Raw genomic sequence first — 23866 nt, 5'->3', positions numbered from 1 at the left:
GGGTAGAGAAGAAAAAGCCGTTTTGTACTTATGAGATAGAAAAAGATATTGCTAAGAAAATCCACCTTTGGCCAGCCAGATGAAGAATAAAACTGACTAAAGGTGGATTCTTTGATAACTGTTTGAGTTATTATTAATTTATTACATAATTAGAGAAGAAATAAACTTTGTCTTGGAGTAATAGTTGCACTTTTCTTATAAATTGGGCTGTATTTTCGAGATAATATCATACAATTACATACCTCTTAATTCCTCCCCATGCTGATTAAACACATCAATAGCAGATAAAGCTATCTCTTTATCAATCATCTGCAAGTAGATATCATAAGGAATTGTTACAGTATGAGCACCTGAGGTTAGTGCATACACCACTTGCTGGGAATTTTTAAAGCTTGCTCCCATTATTTGTGCGTTTAGTTTTCGGGAGTCAATAAAAGCACGGGTCTTATTAATTGCTTCATAAGGATCTATTCCATGTGTTGACATACGATTAACATACGGAGCCAAGTAATCGCATTGTGCGAGTGCCCCTAAAATAGCCTGGTCAGCTGAGTAAATCGCCGTGCCCAATATGACATGATCAGGATCTTCTTTCTTTAACTTACTTATTACGCCTACTCCCACTTGGTTCAGTGAAATCTTAACACCAATCTTTTTTCCTTCAGGAGCCAAAGAATAAATTCTATAGGCATCTTCGTAAAGCTCATTGAAGGTAGAACCAACTGCCTGTACAAATAGAAATGGCACTCCTTTGGAAAAAAGCTCTTCAATTTTCCTTTCTCTGTTTTCACCTTCCTTTAATAAAAGAGTAGGGTTAGTTGTGACTCCTTGAAAAATTCCGGATTCTAGAGCTTTTTCAATATACTCGGTATTTGCGGTATCTAAAAACATTTTATTCACCCCTATTTGATTTCTTTTTTTATCATATTTTCAACGGAAAAGTTTTCTTGAAACCAATGATACTTTTGAATAATTCTTTTTCTTTCTTCTATCTTATCAATTTTACATACCTTTTTTAAGACTTCATCGATGGATTCTGACCATTGATTGTTTTTTTGTTTAATTTCGGAGTCAGATAAAACAAATACAAACATATGATATTAGTGGAGAAGAAAAAGACAGAAAAAACAACTGTTTTTCTGCATATTATTTTTAGGAGACGATAGTAAATGATTGGTTTCTTAACAAATGCAATGGAGCAAAAGAAAAGAATTATGATTTATTATCTTGATAAAGATAATAACGTAACACAGAGGATTATCCGTGTAATGCAGATAGAAGAAACGAAGATTTTAGCTTATTGTTATTATCGAAAGCAGGTGCGCAGATTTATGATTGATAATATATTGTCTTTTGGAATAGTGAAGGAAGAAAAAAGTGGGCTTAAAGAAAAACAGCAAAAAACACAGAACAAGAGCAATCAGACTTAGATGGTTAAATAATTTAAAATGCTCTTCTCAGCAAGTGATTGTCTTGTTATGAGATTTATTCATGGGGATATTATTAAGCGAACGTTTACTTTTTAGCGCTGACAGGATTTTTCCCAATGCGGATAGTCATAAACTCTTCCTGAAGTTCAAGCAAATTGGCAGAAATGGATGATTCACTTTCTTCACTGCTATCAATTATATATCCTAAATTACGACAACGAACAATTTGACCGGAGAGAGCTTTTTTTGAGACCGGCTGAAATAATTCTTTTCCATTTTTAAAAATAACAACACTTCCACCATCACGTTCTGTAATTTTAGCAACATGATGATAAAAAATCCATGCACAATCTATACGGGAGGGACCTTGTGTTGGAAAAGCTATAATTCCTTTTGTTGAACTGATAGGAATCGGTGTTTTCACTTTATAATGAGGCTCATGATAAAGCACGGCAGCTCTTCTGCCTGTATAGGAAGAAAAATATCTCAGGCAGTTCTTTTCGATAATTCTTAAGGGTATCTCTTTGAAAATAAGCGTTTTTTCCTGATCGGCCTCAAAGACTTTTGATGTATTTTTTGGTGAGTCGTATGGTAATATTGCCATAGTTTTATCAGTTATTTTATAATATGGACTCATTAAAACCCTCCTATAGTATATATTATTAACATATTATGTATGTTATGAAAATATTTTACCACATTAAAAATAATAAATAAAGTAGAATTATTATTATTTTTTGAAAAATTTAATAATTGATAAAATAATAGAGATACAAAGATTATATAGTTGATTTGAAAGAGGAAATGAATATCTAGTGCTCTTTGTAATCAAGAACGAAACATGAAGGTATAGGTTATATTCCTTTTAAAGTAAATATAACCTATATTGTAAAAAGAAGAGCTGTAAACCTCATTAGGAAAATTTGTTAGTTTCGTGAAAAAAGAAGCTTATTCATTAACATCCGCATGATTTTCGGATTGTCATAGAGTGAGGTAATTCAATGTGACTCATATAATCAGGGTTATTAATCTTATTTAATAAAGTATCAAATGCTATTTTTCCAATTGTTTCGGGTGGTAAAACTACGTTTGTTATTGGCGGTTCGATAATATGTGAAGCTGAAAATTCCCCAAAACCGATAATAGCAATATCATCGGGAATACTTTTTTTCAATTTTTTTATAGCATCTATAGCTCCAATTGTCATTAAATCATTTTGGATAAATAGTGCAGTTACCTTGGTCTCTTTTTCTAATAATTCTCTTGCAGCGTCAGCTCCTCCGTCCGCATGAGCAAATCCTTGTATAATTAATTCCTCATTAAAAGGAAGGTTCGCTTGTTTCAAAGCTTGTTGATATCCTCTGATTCGATCCGCTGTTGTAGAAACATTAGGGTATGTAAAAATAAATCCAATATTTTTATGACCATGCTTTACCAGATGCGTGGTCGCATCGTATCCCAGCTGAAAATTGTCACCAGTCACCCTTGGAATATTCTTGATAGAGTCTTCATAACGATTTATCATTACAATTGGGAATTTTTCCATCGTGTATTTGTGAAGGTACTGAATGTCTCCGGAAGTTGGCGATAATAGGATGCCGTCTACTAAATTAGAATAAAGAAGGTTAATCGTTTTTTCCTCATATTCATTATTCTCCTTGGTATTTACTAATAACAAATTATATCCCATTTCTTTTGCACGTTCTTCAATGGCGAATATCATTTCTGTAACAAAGGAATCCGGATAGCTTGATATGACTAAGGCCGCAGTCTTGGTAGATTGCTGTCTTAATGTTTTTGCTGAATAATTAGGCTTATAATTATATTTTTCAATAACAGACATTACTTTCATCCGCGTAGCCTTGGAAATATTTTTTGTATTATTAATAACATGTGAAACTGTAGCGATAGATACATTTGCTTCTTTAGCTACGTCCTTCATGGTAGTTACTTCTTTTTTCATAACTTCTCCTCTATATCCGTTCTTTAATGCCTTCATGTTACCTTATAGGGTAGCCGTATTCAAGTAGTGGCAAAAAATCAAAATTTATCATTGACATGATTCCGCTTACAATATATAATTCAAGAAACGGTTAAACGATTAACTTTAAAGAAAAATATTTTTCTGGATGTTAGCGAGAGATAAAGAATAAGATTTTTAAATAAAGATTTTGAGGTGATGATAGTGAGTAATATCACAGTAGAAGAGCTTAAAGAAAAAGCAATTCAATTAAGGCAGACGGCTGTAACCATGGTCTACCATGCACAGTCCGGACATCCGGGAGGATCTCTTTCGGCGGCTGATTTCGTAACCGCTTTATATTTCAGAGAGATGAATGTAAACCCAGAAGATCCTGAGTGGGCAGACCGTGACCGTTTTGTATTATCGAAAGGACATGTTGCTCCTATCCAGTATGCAGCATTGGCACATCGAGGCTTCGTACCAATGGAGACGGTTAAAACATTAAGAGAATACAAATCTCCATTTCAAGGACACCCGGATTCTAAAAAATGTCCTGGAATAGATATCTCTACAGGCTCTCTTGGGCAGGGGCTATCCTGTGCAGTAGGCATGGCATTAGCAGGGAAATTAGATAAAAAAGATTATCGTGTTTTTGCTGTTATTGGTGATGGTGAAGCGCAAGAAGGGCAGATTTGGGAAGCAGCACAATCAGCGGTGAAATATAAACTGGATAATTTAATCGTTTTTCTAGATGATAATGGATTACAAATCGACGGACCGACAGATGAAATTATGCCCAATCTTGATTTAGAAAAGAAATTCGAGGCTTTTGGATTCACAACGAAGCGTATTGATGGCCATTCTATGGAAGAAATCTTAGAAACACTGGATGAAGTGAAGAATGTAAAAGATGGAAAGCCAAAATGTATTGTATGTAATACTATCAAAGGAAAAGGCGTTTCCTTTATGGAAAATGTTGTTGGCTGGCATGGTAAAGCTCCGAATGAAGAAGAGTATGAGAAAGCAATGGAAGAGTTAGCAAGGGGGTTAAATGCATGATCGTTTTAAATAAAGCACCTTACGAGCAGAAAGCAACAAGAGAAGCTTTTGGTGATGAAATTGAAGAACTTGGAAAAGAAAATAAAGATATTATGGTTGTTGATGCAGATATCGGCGGTTCCTGTAAAACAACGAAATTTATGAATGCGGTTCCTAAACAGCATGTCAATGTTGGAATTGCAGAGCAAAATGCAGCTGGAATGGCTGCCGGATTATCAACAACCGGTAAAATTCCATTTGTCAGCACGTATGCGGTATTTGGATCTTTACGCATGGCAGAGCAGGTTCGTCAAGAGGTTTGCTATCCAAATCTAAATGTGAAAATAGCTTGTTCTCATGGTGGATTAACTCCTGCTAATGATGGTGGAAGCCACCAGGCGATTGAAGATATGGGGGTATATCGAACAATCCCTAATATGAGAGTAATTATGGGAGCTGACTATAATGCTACCCGCAAGCTGGTAAGACAAGCAGCCGAAATCTATGGTCCGGTTTATCTTCGTTTTACGAGAGACAAGGTTCCTGTAATCTATGATGAAAATGAAGAGTTTGAGATTGGTAAGGCGAAGCAATTAAAAGAAGGAAATGATGTAGCTATCATTGCGAACGGGGACACGGTTTGCCTTGCATTAGAGGCTGCTGAAATTCTTGAAAGCAAGGGTGTTTCCGTAAAGCTTTTAGATATGCATACTATTAAACCGATAGACCATGAAGCAATTATAGAATGTACGAAAATCGGTAAGATTGTGACAGTAGAGGATCATAATATTCTTAATGGATTGGGCAGTGCTGTCAGTGATGTGGTAGCGGAAGAGGGGAACACCAGAGTTAGAAGAATTGGTGTACAGGATCGATTTGGTGAATCTGCACCTTATGAAAAGTTACTAGAAATCAATGGAATTACTGTTGAGAATATCGTTAATACAGCAGAAGAATTACTTTAATTTTCCTTTATAGGTAGAGAAGATAGATAAAATGTGCTTATTTACAGAGTGAAAATAACAATCTATGTTCAGCGCAGAAAATGACAAAATAGGTTGCTGATATCTGTTTGAAGGAAGTCTTATTGTGTTGAGTATAGATGAGAGAATAAGCACATTTTATTTTGTGATGAAAGGAATAAAAACTTTAAATTACTTGTACAGGAGACGGAGGTAAAGAATTGAAAATAGTTAGAAATATAACGATTTTTGCCATTGTTGCTTTAGCTGTAGGAATTGTTGTTTCATTTTTTACAACGAGTAATGCCTTGACAGATGATACAATTACAATTCGTTTTGGGCATGATGCAGCCGAGACAAATGAAAGACATACTGCAGTAATGCGTTTTAAAGAATTAGTAGAAGAAAGGTCTGGCGGACATATGGAAGTGCTTGTCTATCCGAATAACCAGCTGGGATCAGAGTCAGAGATGGTAGAAAGTGTTGCGTTGAACGATTTGCAAATGGTTGCAGCGAGTGCATACAGCCAATATAATCCAGAAATTAGTGTGCTTGAACTTCCATATTTATTCGAAGATCATCAGCAAGCCTGGGATGCTATGGATGGAGAGGTAGGACAATTAGCAGCTGAACCCTTGCTGGAAGATAATTTGAGAATTATCGCTTACTTTGAAAACGGTTTCCGTCACATTACTGCAAATAAACCGATTGAAGAGCCTGCTGATTTACGAGGGGTAAAAATCAGAACACCAGAGTTTCCGATATCTTTAAGAACATTTGCTGCTTTTGGAGGTAACCCGACACCGATGTCTTTTGGTGAAGTTTATATGGGCTTGCAGCAGGGAACGATTGACGCACAGGAAAATCCTGTTGCCAATACTTATGCTAATAAATTGAATGAGGTTCAGGATTATCTCATCCTTACAGGACACCAATATTCACCTCTTCCTGTTGCAATTGGTGAAGAGTTTTGGCAGTCATTGACATCGGAGGAACAGCAGATTATTGAAGAAAGTGCTTCAGAGACTGCTCAATTCCACCGAGATTTATTACAGGAAAATGAAGCGAAAATGATAGAAAACTTAAAGGAACAAGGTATGACAGTAATTGAAGATCCAGATATAGATGCTTTTAAACAAGCGAGTGAGCCAGTTTATAAGCAGTTTAGAAATAGCTATGGAAGCGAACTCTTAGATCAGATTTTAGAGGCGACAGAGTAGGATGAGGGGGAAATCATGAAAATACTAAATTGGTTAGATGAGCATTTTGAAGAATATATTCTTGTTTTTTTAAGTGCTTTTACAGTAATTATTATTTTTATGCAGGTAGTCATGAGGTATGTTTTCGGAAACTCACTGGCCTGGTCTGAAGAGATTGCCAGATATGCATTTATTTGGTTGATTTATGTCGGCGTAAGCTATGGGGTAAAACGAAATAAGCATTTAGGGGTAGATGCTTTATCGATGTTGTTTCAACGAAAAGGCAGATTAATCATCGCTATGATTGCGAATATCTCTTTTTTAATCTTTGCATTAGTGATGACATATTATGGAATCGATATTGTTGCCAGAGTAACAAGAACGTCGGCTGCGTTACAAATCCCATTGTTCTGGGTGTACTTGGCTCCAGTTGTCGGTATGATAATAACCTCCATCCGATTATTACAAAATATGGCTTATGATGTAAGAGATTATCGATCTGTTAAAAGGGATGAGGATTATAAGAATTTAGATAGAAAAGAGTCCTTAGCAAGTCAGGAGGAGAAGACAGTATGACAACGTTCATTTTATTCGGCACCTTCTTTTTATTTATGGCGCTTACTGTACCTATCGGGATTGCACTGGGGATTGCAGGCCTGGTTACAGCTATGTACTCAGCAAATATATCCGTTACTTTTCTATCACAGGGGTTAGTTACCTCCACGGATAACTTTGCTTTAATGGCAATTCCATTCTTTATCCTTGCTGGGGAAATAATGGGAAAAGGCGGTATTTCCAACCGTTTATTTGATTTAGCAAATGTCTTTGTCGGACGATATACTGGCGGATTTGCGATGGCGGCTGTAATTACTTCTATGTTCTTTGCTGCAATTTCAGGTTCAGGTCCGGCTACTGTTGCAGCAGTAGGTGGTATTATGATTCCAGCCATGGTTGCAGAAGGGTATGATAAAAAGTTTGCCACTGCATTGATTGCATCAGCCGGTTCATTAGGAATTATTCTGCCTCCGAGTATACCAATGGTTCTTTTTGGAATCTCAGCAAATGAATCAATTGGAGATTTATTCCTTGGAGGGATTCTGCCAGGGCTATTGATTGGCGGACTAATTCTATTATGGGCATATATTTATTCTAAAAAGCAAGGCTATGCAGGTACTGGGGAATCATTCAGCTTTAAAAAGTTGTTACAGGCTTTGAATAAAGCAAAATGGTCTTTACTTGTACCGATTATAATTTTAGGTGGTATTTACGGAGGTATATTTACACCGACAGAAGCGGCTGTAATCGCAGTGGTTTATGCATTATTTGTAAGTATGTTCCTACATAAATCCATCAAGTTTAAGGATTTGCATGCTATTTTCAGAAATGCATCATTAAGCTCTGTAGCTATTTTAATTATTATTGGAACAGCGAATGCATTTGGAACGATTCTATCTATGGAAAGAATTCCGCAAGCATTTGCAGACGGATTCTTATCTGTTTCTGAAAATAGCGTAGTCGTCATAATTATGATTATTATCATGCTGTTAATCATTGGGTGTTTTATCGATACTGCGGCAGCAGTTATCATATTTACTCCAATTCTATATCCGGTGGCGCTGGAAATTGGAATGAATCCAATCCACTTTGGTATTGTCATGATTGTTACGCTGGCAATCGGATTTATCACACCGCCATTAGGAGTAAACTTGTTTGTGGGATCAGGACTATCGGGCTTAAGTATGCCGGTCTTGGCAAAAGCAGCTATTCCATTCTTCTTTGTAATTTTGTTTGGACTCGCTCTGATTGCCGTAATTCCACAGCTGACATTGCTATTCTTATAACTTATAAGGTTATATCAATAATAGAATGAAATTCAACAACGTATTATACGCTAAAATCAGGAGGAAAAAACATGTTTGAATTAAATAATAAAGTAGCTATTGTAACAGGAAGCGGATCATTGAAAGGAATTGGCAGAGATATTGCATTGAAATTAGCAGAGCAGGGCGCATCGATTGTAGTTGCTGATTTAAATGTGGAAGGCATTCAGGATACGGTAAAAGCTGTAGAAGAGACTGGAGCGAAAGCATTGGGTGTAGAGCTCAATGTAACAAGCAAGGAATCTGTGGATGTGATGATTGAAAAAGTATTATCGGAATTTGGCCGTATCGATATTTTAGTAAATAATGCGGGAATCTCTCAAAAAGTAACGGTAGAGGACATGACTTTAGAAGATATGCAGCGGATTTTCAGTGTAAACATGTTTGGACTATTCCTGTGCTCACAAGCAGTATTAAAGCCAATGAAAGAACAGCATTTTGGCCGTATCATTAACCTTTCTTCAGTATCTGCAAAAAGAGGCGGCGGTGTATTTGGCGGAGCGCATTATTCAGCTTCCAAAGCAGCTGTGCTGGGATTTGCAAAAAACCTTGCAAGAGAAGTTGCGACAGATGGTATTACAGTAAACTCTGTAGCGCCAGGTCTGGTTAATACTGAAATTTGGAAGTCACTTCCTGAAGCAGATGCAGCAAAGGTAATTGATGGAATTCCTCTTGGACGCCCGGGAGAAACAAGTGAAATTGCATCAACGATTGCTTTTCTGGCATCTGATGAAGCTTCTTATATTACAGGTGAAGATATTGATATTAATGGCGGATCGCATATGGATTAATAAATAAATGGAAAAGATACGATGTCTTCTTTGAATAGAGGATATCGTGTTTTTTTGTTGGCGAAGTTATAGAAATGATTTCATAATCAGTAAAAACGATTCGTTCTTTTAAATTTAAAATGATATACTTAAATAAGCAGAAAATAATGTGAATTTTGTTAGCTACATATGGTTTGAGGAGGAAAAATGAATGAAAACAATCGTTGTTGGTACAGGAATTGTTGGTGCAAGTGCAGCGTATTATTTAGTGAAACAAGGTATTGAGGTTGTTATGGTAGATCGTCCGGAAGAAGGGAAAGCAACCTCTGCAGGTGCTGGCATTATTTGTCCTTGGATTTCTCATGTGGAAGACCCGGATTGGTATGCAGTTGCAAAGGGAGGGGCGCTATATTACCCTGAATTGATAGAACAGTTGAAAAAAGATGGAGAAACTGATACAGGATATAAGAAGGTTGGAGCGATAAGCGTCAGTAATAGTTCATCTGAGTTAGATGAGATTGAGCGTCAGGTGCGCGAAAAGCAGCAAGAAGCTCCAGAGCTGGGAGAGATTGAAAGATTAGATCATATAGAAGCGAAAAAAAGATTCCCTGCATTATCGGATGATTTGGAAGGAGTCTATGTATCAGGAGCTGCCCGAATGGATGGCAGATTACTGCGTGAATCTATGAAACGGGCTGCTATAAAAAATGGCGCACAGTTTATAGAAGGTGAGGCTGTACTTATAGTAGAAAATCAAAAGGTATCCGGTGTACATGTAAATGGAGAAGATATTATCGCGGATAATGTATTGTCAGCCACTGGAGCATGGGCACCGGAGCAACTGAAGCCGTTAGGAATGGATTTAGCTATTGAACCACAGCGGGGGCAAATCGCACATATTTCCCTCCCGGGTCAGGATACAGCTGATTGGCCGGTTATATTGCCTCAGACGAGTCATTATATGCTGGCATTTGATGATTCGAGAATTGTTGCAGGAGCAACAAGAGAGGATGGTTCGGGATTTGATTATCGTTTGACTGCCGGTGGTGTCAACCATGTCTTGGAAGCTGCTCTGGATGTTGCTTCTGGATTAGAGGATGGAACACTGAAAGAGGTACGAATTGGATTCCGACCGATGAGCAAGGACGGATTGCCTTTAATTGGACCGATTAAAGAGATCGAAAATCTCTATATAGTGAATGGGCTCGGCCGTTCTGGTTTAACAATGGGGCCATACGTTGGCAAACTGGCAGCAAAGCAGATTTTAAATGAAGATATTGAGCTGGACATGGCTGCTTATAAGCCTGACCGGGCTATTTCTAAATCTGTGACGAATTGAATAATAAAAGAACCGCTTCGCAATCTCACTACAAAAAGATTGCGAAGCGGTTCTTTTATTATTAATATATTTTTATAAAAGCTGACCATATGTTATCTGACGTATTGTCTGTTGCAGATTATAATCAGGATGTTTCTTCAATTGCTTCATCGGGTACTTCTATTTCATTAATATCATTTATATCATCGTAATTGACCTGAATATTTATATTTACGGTGCCAGTCTCATTTTCAACAGAGAGGTTATATTCTAAATTCTCAATATAGTAATCAGACTTATTTACTTCAAAGGTAAAACCCAAAGACATATCCTCATCAGCGATATCACTGCCGCCCAATAGTATGTTGAATGGACCTTCGAATGCTTCATAAATTTCACGTTCAAAGCCCTCATAACTAAAGGTGTAGGTTCCACCTTCAGAATCAAATTCAGCATAGTCAATCACATTTTCCAAAACAGAAACGACATCTCTATAGGAAGGGGTAAATAGCGGTTCATCTTCTTCTGCTTCTCTCTTTCCCCAAGGATTGTCCTCTTCTTGCGTATATATTTCATCGTTTACGCGATAAGTATTAACAGATGATTCCTCTCCATCTGCTTCAATAGTTAAAATCTGGTGCAGTGCAGCAGGGTCTTCTGTTAAATTTACTTCTATATTATGACTGATTGTTTTTGCAACATCAGATGTATCAATATTAAAATTCGCTGCGTATTGATTGACATCACGGTGCGAATTCAGGACATTTTCAATAACCTCTTCTTCACTTGCCTCTTGAGAACAGGCTACTAAAAAGAAAAACAGAGAAACAGCAAGCAAAGCGCATATTTTTTTCACATTTTCACCACCTTTCCTAAGTTTTGGGTAGATTATCATGCACTCTATCTAATAGTCTATATCAATCATGAAGGTTTTGTAAATTAGGTAGAGCAAAGAAAAATATGCAATTATTTACTTGTTTTTGGAAAATTATTCTTTTGTTTCTCAAAAAAAGAAAGGTGAGCAGCTGTCTGACTCACTTTTCTTCCTCTAATAATTGCATAAAAAGTATTTGGATATATCTTCCTTTATCCTCTATGTCTGTATCCTGTACAGCATTCTGATAGGAGGAAATAACACTCTCCATCAGGAAAAGATCTGGATTGTCAGATGTAAGCTGTTCTAATAAAAACTTCTGGTAGTATGCTAATTTTTTATTTTTCAGCTTCTTCACATTTGCTTCTAAATCGGTCAATGTTTGCTGTAATTGCTTTTTAATATTTTTATCCTCTGTATTCTTATTTTGCTGATAAGCCAGGAAATAATCCTCTTTTAAAAATGGCTGCTGTCCGCCGGTTTGTTCGATTTTTTTGAGAGAGAAATAAATCGTCTCTTCAATTGGAACTTCTGTTTTGCCAATATCCATTAAGACTTTTGAGGTTAAATGGATTGTTCCAAAGCAGGTAACTGCATCATCGTAGGATTGTTTGCGCCGTCCTTCACCAAACACCTCGCAAATTCGTTCTGCCATCCAGCTGACTTCTTTCAGATATTGCTGGTTTAAAAATTCTTTTAATTCCTGATGCGCTGTGTCTGTGCTCGTCAAAGAAGCAAATAATGCCATTAGATTATGTTTTTTGTCAATATGAAACCGGGCAGCAATCTGCTTTACAAAAACATGTTTATCTGAAGCTGGCTTTCCAATAGCCAGCTGCTGCCTATTGTAGATTACTTCATCTTTTATAAATGACAGGATAGCCATTAAGCATTCTGTTTTGGAAGAAAAATAATTGTAGAATGTTCCTTTGGATATATTGGCAGCATCCAATATATCCTGAATCGAAGTGACAGAGAATCCCTTTTTAATAAAAAGTATTTGTGCAGCTTCGATAATTTGTTGCTTTTTTTTATTCATATAACCGTCCCTTTATATAATTTTAAGAAAAATAGAACTGGAGTACAATATTTATATTAGTCCATATCTATTGATATATCAACATTTGAAAATTAATGAAATATTTTTGTTGCATTTATTGGACTGCAGGTATAAAATAGTTAAGTCTTTAAGAGAAAATTGCTTTGAATTATAGTAAGGAAGTTTTTAAACCTCTGTAAGATGATATTTTTTGCGTTTGAGGAAAGCATAAAAGTAAGGTTATGAAGGATCTCGATATGGCAAAAAAATTAAACATAACACCAGGTAGAAAAATAATCATTTCTCTGAAAGGCGGGGAAATGTAATTTTTTTCTAAGAAAAGAAAGTGAGGGTCTATAATGACAGATATTCAAGAAATGCATAAACAACCGCCCTATGGCATGATAGCTATTTTATTTATTGGGGCGTTTGTAGCAATTTTAAATGAAACTTTATTAAACGTAGCACTGCCTTCTATCATGACAGAATTTGAAGTGAAACCAACCTCTGTTCAATGGCTGACAAATGGTTATATGCTTGTAAACGGGATTCTTATTCCGGCAAGTGCATTCTTAATACAACGTTTTACAAATAGAAAGCTGTTTTTAACAGCAATGACGTTATTTACAGCTGGTACATTATTAGCTGCTATTTCACCGACTTTTTCTATTCTTTTAGTTGCAAGATTAATTCAGGCAGCAGGTTCAGCAGTGATGATGCCGCTCTTGATGAATGTCATGCTGACTGCTTTTCCAATTGAAAAACGCGGTACAGCAATGGGAACTTTCGGTCTTGTAATGATTGTAGCACCTGCCATCGGTCCGACATTATCAGGATGGATTGTGGAGCATTATGATTGGAGAACCTTATTCTATATAGTCTTCCCAATTGCTATTATTTCATTATTAATTGGCGTATTTAAACTGAAAAACATTACTCCGCAGCGCCCAATCAAGCTTGATGTATTTTCCATTATCCTATCCAGTTTTGGTTTTGGCGGCTTATTATATGGATTCAGTTCAGCTGGAGATAAAGGCTGGGATCATCCATCCGTATATATTACGTTAGTTGTTGGCGTAATTGGAGTGGTGACACTTATTCTTCGTCAATTACGTATGAAGGATCCGATGCTTGAATTCCGGATTTTCCGCTATCCGATGTTTGCCTTATCTTCTGCTATTTCTGTTGTTTTAGCAATGGCATTATTTTCAGGAATGATTTTAATTCCATTATATGTACAGACAATCAGGGGATTTACACCATTTGAGGCAGGTTTATTAATGCTTCCAGGTGCACTTGTAATGGGAGTTATGTCGCCGATTACTGGAAGATTGTTTGATAAATTCGGTGCTCGTACATTAACTATTATCGGGCTGACTATTACTGGGGTAACAACATTCTTCTTTACACGATTAGATATGGAAATTACGATAACCTCTCTTATGATTATTTTTGCGGTTCGTTCTTTGGGAATGTCTATGGTAATGATGCCTGTTATGACAAATGGATTGAATCAATTACCAATGCATCAAAATCCGCATGGTACTGCAATGAACAACACATTGCAGCAGGTATCCGGTGCGATCGGCTCAGCATTATTAATTACAGTAATGAACAGCCGAACTAATAAAGAGGCAGAGACACTGGCTGAGGAAGCAATGAAAAATATGGATCCATCGCAAATGCCGACTGGTGCAGCAGCAGATCAGATGCAGGCTGAAATAATGAATGAAGCCATGCTGCATGGAATTAATTTCTCATTCTTTATCTCCTTGTTAATTATTGTTTTAGCATTTATTCTGGCTCTCTTTATTAAGCGGGTTGGTACGGACGGAAAAATAATTACAAAATCAGCAAAATAATAAGAAAAAAGAAACTATCATCTGATTAGCAGGTGATAGTTTTTTGTATGTGAAAAAGTATATATTCTTTCATGCACTATGAACATGTTAAACTAATTAAAAGCTTACATTTACATACCTAACTACAGGGAAGCAGGATAACTAAAGAGAAGAAAGCGGGGATGTTATGATTCATTTTTCAAAAGTTTATAAGCAGGGCAGTAACCCGGTAAATGAAGATGCTTACGTAGTAAATCAGAAAAAAGAGCTGTTTGCAGTAATTGATGGAGCGACAGGACTGGGCGGACTGTCTGGGAAAATAGCAGCAGAAACCATTCAAAACTGTTTTGATACAGGAAATTTTGAAGACAGCTTAATCAAGAGGATTAGCAAAGGGAATACAGATTTAGCAAAAAAGACAAAACAGGAATTGGGACAGGAAATCGAAACAATTGCAAAAGAAAAGCGGAGTGCATGCGGCATTGCAGCAATACAAATTCATGAAAATTATATGGAATATGCTCAATCTGGAGATTGTATGATTTTTGTGGCTTATCAGGATGGAGGAGTCCAGACACTTTCTTATGATCATGTTATGAGATTAGATCAGAAGGCTATTTCTGAATTGTATGGTGCTATCGCTAAGCGGGTTAATCAAGAGATCGACGGAGAAGCTTTTCAAGAAATTTATCAAGAGGAAAAAGAACGTATTATTCCTATTCTTAAGGCTAACAGAGAGAAATTAAATACCCGGGGAGGCTACAGCATTATTGATGGCACCACCGAGGCAATGGAATATTTAACCTCTGGAAGAGTCCCGCTTCATCAGGTGGAAAAAATCTTACTGATTACAGACGGAATGCAGCTACATGGAGTGGATGGTAATGTTTGGAAAGAGACCGCTAATTTTGCTTTTCAATATGGTATCGACAGCTTGCTGGATTATGTTGTTCAACAAGAGGGAACGGATATTTTCTTGCGGAATTATCCACGTTTAAAGCATGCGGATGATAAAACGGGAATCCTTGTGGAACTGGGTTAATAGAAAAAATAAGTGAAGGGAAGTAAATTTTATGTTTTTTTGACCTCAGGCGTCCAGCGATTTAAGTGGAAAAGTAACTAGAAAAGACTTAGTAGAATTTATATCTTGTATTCAGTAAAAGTATTGTTCACACCTAAAGCGCCGGTGATGAACGATGCTTTTTTTCATTTATTCATGCCAAGGCTTGTTTTAATATACAAACAACTAAACTTTACAATTAACTTACATTTCCTCAACCTCTAGTTAATATCCATTGCTTACTATAGATAATAGATTGATAAGTTGAAGGAGGAAATCAAAAAATGGCATTAAGTAAAAAACTAGTATCACTGGCAGCGGCTGCAGGATTAACATTAACCAGTTTAACAACTGGCACACAAAATGTACTGGCAAGTGAAGCCGCACCTCCCAAAACAGAGGACACAGAGGTGAAAAATATTATCTTTTTAATTGGGGATGGGATGGGAGTGTCCTATACTTCAGCATATCGGTATTTTAAAGATAATGGAGAAGAAAAATTTGTGAATCAGACAGTATTTGATAAGTACTTAGTTGGGCAGCAGACAACATACCCGGAGGACCCGGAAGAGAATGTAACAGATTCAGCTTCTGCAGCAACTGCGATGTCCGCAGGGATTAAAACATATAATAATGCTATTGCGGTAGATAATGATTTAACAGAAGTAGAAACCGTGTTAGAGCGTGCGAAACAATTAGGTAAATCAACAGGTCTTGTTGCCACATCTGAAATTACGCATGCAACGCCGGCTGCATTTGGAGCACATGATGAAACAAGAAAAAATATGAACGGTATTGCTGATGACTATTATGATGAACGAATTAATGACAGCCATAAAATTGATGTACTGCTTGGCGGAGGAACAACTTTATTTGACAGAGAAGACCGTAATTTAACAGAAGAATTCCAAGCCGATGGTTTTAGCTATGTAACGAATAAAGATGAACTTATAAATGATACGAATGAACAAGTACTTGGTTTATTTGCAGAAGAAGGCTTGCCTAAAATGATTGACCGTAAAGAAGATGTTCCATCTTTAGCAGATATGACAAATTCGGCATTAGATCGTCTTAGTCAAAATGAGGATGGTTTCTTCCTGATGGTAGAGGGGAGTCAAATTGATTGGGCAGGTCATGATAATGATATTGTTGGTGCAATGAGTGAAATGGAAGACTTTGAAGCAGCATTCGAAGCGGCAATTAACTTTGCAGAACAGGATGGAGAGACATTAGTTGTGGCTACAGCAGATCACTCAACTGGCGGATTTTCAATTGCAGCCGATGATGACTACAACTGGAACCCGGAGCCGCTTCGCGCAACAACGCGTACACCAGACTTTATGGCTGAAGAAATTGTTAATGGTGCTGATGTAGAAGAAACACTAGGGAAATACATTGATCTAAAATTAACAGAAGAAGAAATTAATACTGTGAAGGAAGCAGCAAAAGCAGAAGATATGCTGGAAATTGATGATGCTATTGAAGCTATCTTTGATGTCCGTTCGAATACAGGCTGGACAACAGGTGGTCATACGGGAGAGGATGTAAACGTGTATGCTTTTGGTCCGCAATCGGAGTTGTTTGCAGGTCAGGTTGATAATACAGACCAAGCTAAATTAGTCTTTGGGATTCTGGATGGAGGCAATGTAAAGGCTGAAGTAGAGGATGCGGATATGGAAGAACAAGCGGAAGAAGATAAAAAAGACGAAGATTAAAATGTAAATCAACAATAAATAGGCGTTGCATATGAATTCATTAGTGGAGCATATGCGACGCTTTAAACCGATAAGGAGTATGTCGTGTGAACAGGATATTTGGTTTTTTAATTATAATATTTGTATTAGCAGGCTGTGCAAAAGATAAGCCGGCTGAAGAGGCTGAAGCAAAAAATGATACAGATAAGGAAGAATATACGCAGACAACTTCCTATTTAGATGGATATTTGGAAAACCCGCAATTGCCAGATGATAGCGAATTACTTGAGGTGGATCAGGTTGTTGAAGATTCAAAGGGGAAATCCACCTTAATAAAAATAAAACAAGTCAATGAAACATATCAAATTGGCGATATAGAAATGACACTGCGAGACGCAAAATGGATTCATCTGCGTCCTTCTTATCGAATGATAGATTATTTTCATGGGTTAACAGACAATGAATCCGAATTTAATTATGTAAAAGTATTTGTAGAAATAACAAACACGACTGCTGAAACATTACAATTTAGTCCGGCCGCTCTGGTAGAAACAAATGATGGTGAAAATACTTCCTGGGAAGATGAACTATACCTCGAAGGTTTAAATGAACCAATAGAGCCTGGAGAATCAAGAAAAGGAAATTTGGGATTTATTGTAGATGAAACGGAAGATTTATCAGAGTTAACGATTTTGACAAGTGATCTTTTCGATGAAGCAGATAATAAGCTGACTGATGCAGCAGAGATAACTGTTGAATTTTAAGTAGAATAAGAGAGTAATACATGATATGTAATTGGAGAAATCTAATATCATGTATTGCTTTTTTTATGCATAGGGGCTAAAAACTAAAGCAATATAAATATAATTTTATACATTTGGAAATAATTACTAATTGATTTTTGTATTATTTCCATCTATCCTATTAAGCAATCTAATAACGGAAATATATACAATACTGCATGATTAATCGTGCAATATTGTATATGGATATAACTTATAAAGAGGAATATCATTGAGTTATTAAGATGTTTAGGAGGAAATTCATGAGTATGATTGAGGTTATTAATCGTATACCAACCCAGCTTCAAAAAATAGGTCAAAACAAAGAAGGATTGAAATTAAAATTAAAGGAATTTTTGAAAGCGGATTCTGAAATAAGGAGAATTGTAATAATTGCTTCAGGGACTTCCTACAACGCTGCTTTTACAACAAAGCATTTTGCGGAAAATATTAATCAGGTTCCAGTGGATATTATTTACCCGAATATGTTTGTTCATTATTATAACCACTCCTTATTAGATGAAAAAAATTTATATATATTTATTTCGCAAGGAGGAAAAACAAAGCTTGTCTATGAAGCACTGCAAATAGTAAAAAACAAAAAATACAGAACGATTTCACTTACTGAAACATTGAACTCACCAATTGCAGATATAGCTGATATAGCTCTGGAAATCGGCTCAGAAAACGAAGAGTATTTATATCGTACGCTTGGTTATTCAGCTACCTGTGCTACATTATCCTGGATTTATATCTCTTTATTAGATATCTGCGATAAAATAAATGAAGAAGAAATTGATATATATATGCAGGATTATCATAGTATGATTAAAAATTTGATGAAAATTAAAGAGAATACAATGGAATGGTATAAAAAACATAAGTTTGAGTTAATGCAGAAGCATAATTTTTTATTCGCCGGGACAAACGATTTATGGGCAGTTGCTCAGGAAGCAGATATAAAGTTCATGGAAATGCTTCCTGTATTTACAAATAGTTTTGAATTGGAAGAACTGATCCATGGTCCGCAGAATTCTTTTAATCAAAATATAGGGTATTTCATTTTAAGCAGAAGCAATGAGGATCGTGAAAAAGCAAGAAGTATAGCAGCCTTTATTGAAAAAGAAATTTCTTCCTGCTATTTAATTGGTGATTATGATGAAGCAAGTTTTAATGTAAGTCCTGAAAGTAAATATTTCAGTAATTTGGAATATATAACGTATTTCCAAGTTCTTGCATATATGCTGTCGACGGATAGAGGCAGAGATTTGACCAAAGGTATTTACCCGCGGGTAGTAGATTACATTAATAAATCACTGTAAATAAAAAGGAGGGAGTCAGATGAAAAAAATATTAGTTGCAACACATGGAAACTTTGCAGAAGGGATCATTTCTTCTATTAACTTGATCTTAGGTGAGCAGGATAACCTGCATTATATGAATGCCTATTTAGATGAAGTCCCTTTAAAAGAAAAAATAAAAACATTTTTTGAGCAGAATGCTGCCACAGAAGATGTTGTTATCATTTTTACAGATTTATTTGGCGGCAGTGTAAACCAGGCTTTTCTCGAATATATGGATAGAGAAAATACACACTTCATTACTGGAGTGAATCTTCCATTACTTTTGGAAGCAGTAATGCTGAACGAGGTGGATGTAACAGAAGAAAAGTTAAAAGAGATTGTTAAAAGATCCAAAGAACAAATTATTTATACAGATAATCAAAAGCATCAAACGAATGAAGCGGCTGATGAAATATTTGATATATAAAAATGTAGAGAGGAAGAAATAAATGATTATTCAAATGAGAATAGATGATAGATTATTGCATGGACAAGTGGCATATAGCTGGAAATCAGCATTATCTTATGAAGCTATTGTTATAGCAGATGATAACGCAGCAAATGATGAGGTTAGAAAACAGGCACTAAAGTTAAGTAATCCTGATGGAGTGAGACTCGCTATTCGTCCTGTTCAGGAAGCAGTAAAGCTTGTGCAACATCCGAAGTTAAAAGCAATGAGGGTATTTGTTATATGTTCTAATCCAGAGTCGGCCTATCAATTTATAAAGGAAATAGATGAAAAGCCTGTTCTTAATTTAGGTAATATGCAAAAAGAAGACGATAAGAAAGCTCTATCGTCAACGGTTTATGTATCTAAGGAAGATATGCACTATTTGGATAAAATCATAGATTTAGGATATGAAATAGAAGCTCGACAGGTTCCTGATGAAAGCGCTAAAAAGTACAAGGATTTAAAGAATAAAATGAAAAACTAATTAGCTTAAGGGGGATTGTCATGCAAACAGCATTAATTGTAGGTATAATTCTAGCTTTACTATGGTTTATTGAAAAGATGCTTGGAACACCAATGGTAATCAGACCAATTGTCGTTTCGACAATTATTGGTGCAGCACTTGGGGATGTACAGACCGGTCTGCTGGTTGGAGCAACATTAGAGCTGGTTTTTATGGGTTTTATTCAAGTGGGCGGAGCTGTCCCGCCAGATGTCCTGGTTGGTGCCGGACTTGGAACAGCGTATGCAATTATCGGTAATAATGGAGCTGAAGTTGCTCTTGCTTTAGCATTACCAATTGCTTTATTAGCACAATCTATCAAAGTTCTGGTTTTTATTATTCGAAGCTGGTTTATGGATTATGCAATGAAGCTGGCAAAAGCAGCTAATATAAAAGGAATGATAAATCTTAATGTTGGAGGCTTACTGCTTCACTGTGCGCTGTACTTTGTTGTCGGTTTTGTAGCTATATTATTTGGATCAAATGCCGTGGAAGCATTTGTTAATAATATTCCTGATGCCATAATGAATGGTTTAGAAGTAGCAGGAGGATTATTGCCGGCAGTCGGTTTTGCTTTGTTATTACTTCCAATGATGAAAAAAACAAATGTCTTATACTTTTTGTTAGGCTTTTCATTATTAGCTTATATGAATATTCCTATATTGGGAATTACCTTGTTTGGTGTCGTGCTGGCTTTCATCATTGTCTATGAATTTGGCGGTAAAAATGGCGGCGATCAGGATACAACTGATAAAGAGGATGAGGAGGAGCTGTTTGATGTCTGATAAAAGAAAATTAACCAAAGATGAGAAAAAATTAATGCGTGAAATATTTTGGAGTTCTTTTATGCTGGAAGCTTCTTATAATTACGAACGACAGCAGGCGCTTGGGTATTCCATTGGAATGTGGCCCGCTATTAAAAGATATTATAAAAATGAGGAAGACCGGGCAGAAGCATTAGAAAGACATATGAACATTTTTAATACAACTCCCCATGTTGTAACAACCATTACTGGTGTTGCTACTGCTTTAGAAAAAGAAGCCAGTGAAAATCCATCTTTTGATAAAAAGATTATTAATAATGTAAAAATTGGTTTGATGGGTCCTTTTGCTGGTATAGGGGATTCGTTATTTTGGGGGACCTTGCGTATTATTGCAGTAGGTATTGGTTTATCCTTAGCTCAACAAGGAAGTATACTTGGACCTATTCTTTTCCTGCTTTTATTTAATGTACCTCATATGCTTGTCAGATATTATGGTGGTGTATTTGGTTACAAATTTGGAACAAAGATTATGGATCAGGCTAATAACTCAGGAATCATGCAAAAAATATCCAAAGGTGCAACAATTGTCGGTTTGATGGTTATTGGTGCGATGACAGCCTCTATGGTAAAACTGGAGTCTTCCCTTGTATTTACTATTGGAGATGAAAAAATTCCAATGCAAGAATATTTAGATCAAATTTTCCCGTTGTTATTACCATTATTGTATACTATTCTTATGTTCTACCTTTTGAAAAAAGGAATGAAGCCGACTACTATTTTATTAGTAACAATCGCTATTGGTATTATTGGTTCTTTAATAGGGATTATTTAATGGATTTTACCTGTGGAGAGTATTGATTTAGTACCGAAAGCGATGGAGTTTCCCGTTAGTTGTGGAATAAATCTCTCCTTATTGCTTTTACACCCCTATCTAAAATTTATATAAATTTTAGATAGGGGTTCTTTACAATAGATAATAGATATCTTCGTTTGAAGAGAGGTAATTAATTTGTATTTTAATAGACGGGAATTATTAATATTAAATGAATTATTATCATTAAAATATAAAACAGCGGCACAATTGGCTTTAGCTGCAGACGCTTCTGTCCGTACAATAAAAAGTGATATAAAAAATTTAAGGAATAAGCTGGATAAAGAAGGAATTATGATTGATTCTACCCAGAATAAAGGATATAAATTATATTTTGAAACAGAAGAGGTAAAGTTAAATCTATATAAATATTTATCCCATATCAATATAAATAGACTGCATTTAAATAAAAGAAATAATTATGAACGTATCTTTTATATTATCCGGAGACTACTAGTAAATGTCGGATATATTAAATTAGATGATTTAGCAGAAGAAATGTTTGTAAGCAGATCAACATTAAATGTGGACATGCCTGAAGTGAAGAGAATTTTATATTCTTACCAATTGTCTCTAATATCAAAAGCTAATTATGGAATAACGATTAAGGGACATGAATTAAATAAACGAACCTGTATAGAAGAGTACTTTTTTCAAAATAACTTCAGAGCAGAGAATCACAATGACCCAGATATTCGCTTTGAAAACTATAATCGTGCATTTATTCCCGAGACAGAGAGCGTGTTAAAAGAAGTATGCGATCGCTTTAATGTTATCTTATCAGACTTTTCCTTACAGAACATAGCTGTCTACGTATTAATATCTATTATACGAAATAAGCAAAAGCATCCTATTGATTTACATGCTGACACCACGAAGGAATTAAACCAGGATAATTCTCATGTAGGCAGGGCTAGTAAGCAGTTTGTGGAAATACTGAACTCGAAATTTAATGCAGAATTAAATGATAATGAAATGCTGTATATCAGCATGCATTTGGAGACAAAGCAAATTTTACAAAATAAAAATATGATAAAAGAAGCGAATTGGCCCAGAATTGATCAAGCGTTAGAAGCAGTTTATTTTGAGATAAAGAATAATTTTGATATCGATGTTTCAAATGATTTTATTCTAAAAAAATATTTAGCTTTGCATGTTTACCAGATGCTGAGAAGAGTAAGAAGCGGCATGGTTTTACGAAATCCCATTGTACATGAAAATTTACAAAAATATATTTTTGCTGCAAAGGTTACGATATCTGCAGTCAAAGTAATGGAGGATTATTTTAATATAAAAATAAACCTTAATGAATTTGGCTATTTGATGCTTTATTTTAATGTTGCACTACGTAATTTAAACAAAAAAAGTAAAATTTCAATCTGTATGGTCAGCGGGAGAGGCCGCGCAGAAACAATAATGTATTTAGAAGAGCTGCGGGATAAGTTCCCACAGGATAAGTATGTTATCACAAATTGTGATTCTGTAGAAGATATTATAGGACGGATAGGGGATTATGATATTTTTGTATCTTCCTATGAATTGGATATACCCCAAGCAATTCCACAGGTTGCAATAGAAAAAGGAGACTATATCAAGCAGATCCAGCAAATTGCTAATAATATTGATTTTTATAGAGGAGACTTTAGCGGTTATTTTAACAGATATTTCCAAGAAACTTTTTCGAACTTTCATTTAGAAGGCAGCGATAAAGAAAGTATTCTTCAAAATATTCTGCAGGATCTAAAATCACAAGGTATTGTTGAACCGCATTCCGAATTAGCGAATCCATTTGTCGCACATGAGATAGGGAATAATATCGTTCATTTACAAGACTTGTATAAGATTTGCAGGAAGCCTGTCTGTTATATTGCTGTCCTTAATTATCCAATTGTCTGGGACAATGATGTTGTAAGAGTTTTATTTTTAATAAAAACGAAAAGAGACGGAGATCATCACTTAAATATCTTATGTGAGATGTTTTCAAAATGGGCTCAGAATAAAGAAAATATACAAAGATTAGTAAAGAGAAAGAATTACAAAGTATTTTTAGATGATATATTAACTATGGAAAGTAGCGGATATTAA

General features: G+C 35.7%; 23 protein-coding genes. 18 read left to right on the top strand and 5 right to left on the bottom strand.

The window, feature by feature from the left end; genetic code table 11:
- Window positions 1–234: 234 nt before the first annotated feature.
- Window positions 235–891 (bottom strand): transaldolase family protein, encoded by a 657-nt coding sequence (locus tag MHH51_RS18755; RefSeq protein WP_147210114.1) that lies wholly within the window; start codon window positions 889–891, stop codon window positions 235–237.
- A gap of 278 nt (window positions 892–1169) precedes the next feature.
- Between MHH51_RS18755 and MHH51_RS18750 the strand changes: the two genes are divergently transcribed.
- Window positions 1170–1430 carry a hypothetical protein gene (locus MHH51_RS18750; protein ID WP_156984992.1) on the top strand — a complete coding sequence of 87 codons (261 nt, stop codon included), beginning with the start codon at window positions 1170–1172 and terminating at the stop codon, window positions 1428–1430.
- Window positions 1431–1515: 85 nt separating this feature from the next.
- Here MHH51_RS18750 and MHH51_RS18745 read toward each other — a convergent pair whose 3' ends face one another.
- Window positions 1516–2067 (bottom strand): competence protein ComK, encoded by a 552-nt coding sequence (locus MHH51_RS18745; RefSeq protein WP_147210117.1) that lies wholly within the window; start codon window positions 2065–2067, stop codon window positions 1516–1518.
- Between the two features lie 318 nt (window positions 2068–2385).
- A complete protein-coding gene (locus tag MHH51_RS18740; protein WP_147210118.1) occupies window positions 2386–3393 on the bottom strand; it encodes a LacI family DNA-binding transcriptional regulator in 1008 nt (335 codons plus the stop codon).
- Window positions 3394–3615: 222 nt separating this feature from the next.
- Here MHH51_RS18740 and MHH51_RS18735 point away from each other — a divergent pair, with 222 nt between their 5' ends.
- The 7 genes from MHH51_RS18735 (at window position 3616) to MHH51_RS18705 (ending at window position 10581) form a co-directional block, all read left to right on the top strand.
- Window positions 3616–4452, top strand: coding sequence for a transketolase (locus tag MHH51_RS18735; RefSeq protein ID WP_186813604.1), 837 nt, complete (start codon window positions 3616–3618; stop codon window positions 4450–4452).
- A complete protein-coding gene (locus MHH51_RS18730; RefSeq protein WP_147210120.1) occupies window positions 4449–5396 on the top strand; it encodes a transketolase C-terminal domain-containing protein in 948 nt (315 codons plus the stop codon). Before MHH51_RS18735 ends, MHH51_RS18730 begins: the two co-directional genes overlap by 4 nt.
- Before the next feature lie 218 nt (window positions 5397–5614).
- Window positions 5615–6613, top strand: coding sequence for a TRAP transporter substrate-binding protein (locus tag MHH51_RS18725; RefSeq protein WP_147210121.1), 999 nt, complete (start codon window positions 5615–5617; stop codon window positions 6611–6613).
- A gap of 15 nt (window positions 6614–6628) precedes the next feature.
- The gene (locus tag MHH51_RS18720) at window positions 6629–7168 is read left to right on the top strand and encodes a TRAP transporter small permease (protein ID WP_147210122.1); all 540 of its coding nucleotides are present in this window, start codon (window positions 6629–6631) and stop codon (window positions 7166–7168) included.
- Window positions 7165–8433 carry a TRAP transporter large permease gene (locus MHH51_RS18715; protein WP_339282922.1) on the top strand — a complete coding sequence of 423 codons (1269 nt, stop codon included), beginning with the start codon at window positions 7165–7167 and terminating at the stop codon, window positions 8431–8433. Before MHH51_RS18720 ends, MHH51_RS18715 begins: the two co-directional genes overlap by 4 nt.
- Before the next feature lie 71 nt (window positions 8434–8504).
- On the top strand, window positions 8505–9263 hold the full coding sequence (locus MHH51_RS18710; RefSeq protein ID WP_339282921.1) for a 3-oxoacyl-ACP reductase family protein: 759 nt from the start codon (window positions 8505–8507) through the stop codon (window positions 9261–9263).
- A gap of 190 nt (window positions 9264–9453) precedes the next feature.
- Window positions 9454–10581, top strand: a complete 1128-nt coding sequence (locus MHH51_RS18705; RefSeq protein WP_339282920.1) for an FAD-binding oxidoreductase — start codon at window positions 9454–9456, stop codon at window positions 10579–10581.
- A gap of 124 nt (window positions 10582–10705) precedes the next feature.
- Here MHH51_RS18705 and MHH51_RS18700 read toward each other — a convergent pair whose 3' ends face one another.
- Both MHH51_RS18700 and MHH51_RS18695 read right to left on the bottom strand, forming a co-directional pair.
- Entirely contained in the window at window positions 10706–11416 is a 711-nt protein-coding gene (locus MHH51_RS18700; RefSeq protein WP_147210126.1) for a DUF6612 family protein, read from the bottom strand.
- Between the two features lie 178 nt (window positions 11417–11594).
- Complete coding sequence (locus tag MHH51_RS18695; RefSeq protein WP_147210127.1) at window positions 11595–12473, bottom strand: TetR/AcrR family transcriptional regulator; 879 nt, start codon at window positions 12471–12473, stop codon at window positions 11595–11597.
- A gap of 359 nt (window positions 12474–12832) precedes the next feature.
- Here MHH51_RS18695 and MHH51_RS18690 point away from each other — a divergent pair, with 359 nt between their 5' ends.
- From MHH51_RS18690 to MHH51_RS18645, 10 genes are all read left to right on the top strand, one after another.
- The gene (locus tag MHH51_RS18690) at window positions 12833–14335 is read left to right on the top strand and encodes a DHA2 family efflux MFS transporter permease subunit (protein WP_147210128.1); all 1503 of its coding nucleotides are present in this window, start codon (window positions 12833–12835) and stop codon (window positions 14333–14335) included.
- A gap of 166 nt (window positions 14336–14501) precedes the next feature.
- Window positions 14502–15356 carry a PP2C family serine/threonine-protein phosphatase gene (locus MHH51_RS18685; protein ID WP_339282918.1) on the top strand — a complete coding sequence of 285 codons (855 nt, stop codon included), beginning with the start codon at window positions 14502–14504 and terminating at the stop codon, window positions 15354–15356.
- Between the two features lie 302 nt (window positions 15357–15658).
- Window positions 15659–17089: an alkaline phosphatase gene (locus tag MHH51_RS18680; protein WP_339282917.1), complete on the top strand. Its 1431-nt coding sequence runs from the start codon at window positions 15659–15661 to the stop codon at window positions 17087–17089.
- An 86-nt stretch (window positions 17090–17175) separates the two neighbouring features.
- Window positions 17176–17832, top strand: a complete 657-nt coding sequence (locus MHH51_RS18675) for a DUF4352 domain-containing protein (protein WP_339282915.1) — start codon at window positions 17176–17178, stop codon at window positions 17830–17832.
- 281 nt (window positions 17833–18113) lie between these two features.
- Window positions 18114–19172 (top strand): SIS domain-containing protein, encoded by a 1059-nt coding sequence (locus MHH51_RS18670; RefSeq protein WP_339282914.1) that lies wholly within the window; start codon window positions 18114–18116, stop codon window positions 19170–19172.
- A 19-nt stretch (window positions 19173–19191) separates the two neighbouring features.
- A complete protein-coding gene (locus MHH51_RS18665) occupies window positions 19192–19620 on the top strand; it encodes a PTS sugar transporter subunit IIA (RefSeq protein ID WP_339282913.1) in 429 nt (142 codons plus the stop codon).
- 22 nt (window positions 19621–19642) lie between these two features.
- Window positions 19643–20128, top strand: coding sequence for a PTS sugar transporter subunit IIB (locus MHH51_RS18660; RefSeq protein ID WP_147210134.1), 486 nt, complete (start codon window positions 19643–19645; stop codon window positions 20126–20128).
- Between the two features lie 20 nt (window positions 20129–20148).
- On the top strand, window positions 20149–20931 hold the full coding sequence (locus MHH51_RS18655) for a PTS sugar transporter subunit IIC (protein WP_147210135.1): 783 nt from the start codon (window positions 20149–20151) through the stop codon (window positions 20929–20931).
- A complete protein-coding gene (locus MHH51_RS18650; protein ID WP_339282911.1) occupies window positions 20924–21742 on the top strand; it encodes a PTS system mannose/fructose/sorbose family transporter subunit IID in 819 nt (272 codons plus the stop codon). Before MHH51_RS18655 ends, MHH51_RS18650 begins: the two co-directional genes overlap by 8 nt.
- Before the next feature lie 177 nt (window positions 21743–21919).
- Window positions 21920–23866 (top strand): PRD domain-containing protein, encoded by a 1947-nt coding sequence (locus MHH51_RS18645; protein ID WP_147210137.1) that lies wholly within the window; start codon window positions 21920–21922, stop codon window positions 23864–23866.

The organism is Oceanobacillus sp. FSL K6-3682 (assembly GCF_037976165.1).
Classification (GTDB): Bacteria; Bacillota; Bacilli; order Bacillales; family Amphibacillaceae; genus Oceanobacillus; species Oceanobacillus sojae.
This window is presented reverse-complemented; position numbering and strand designations above follow the sequence as displayed.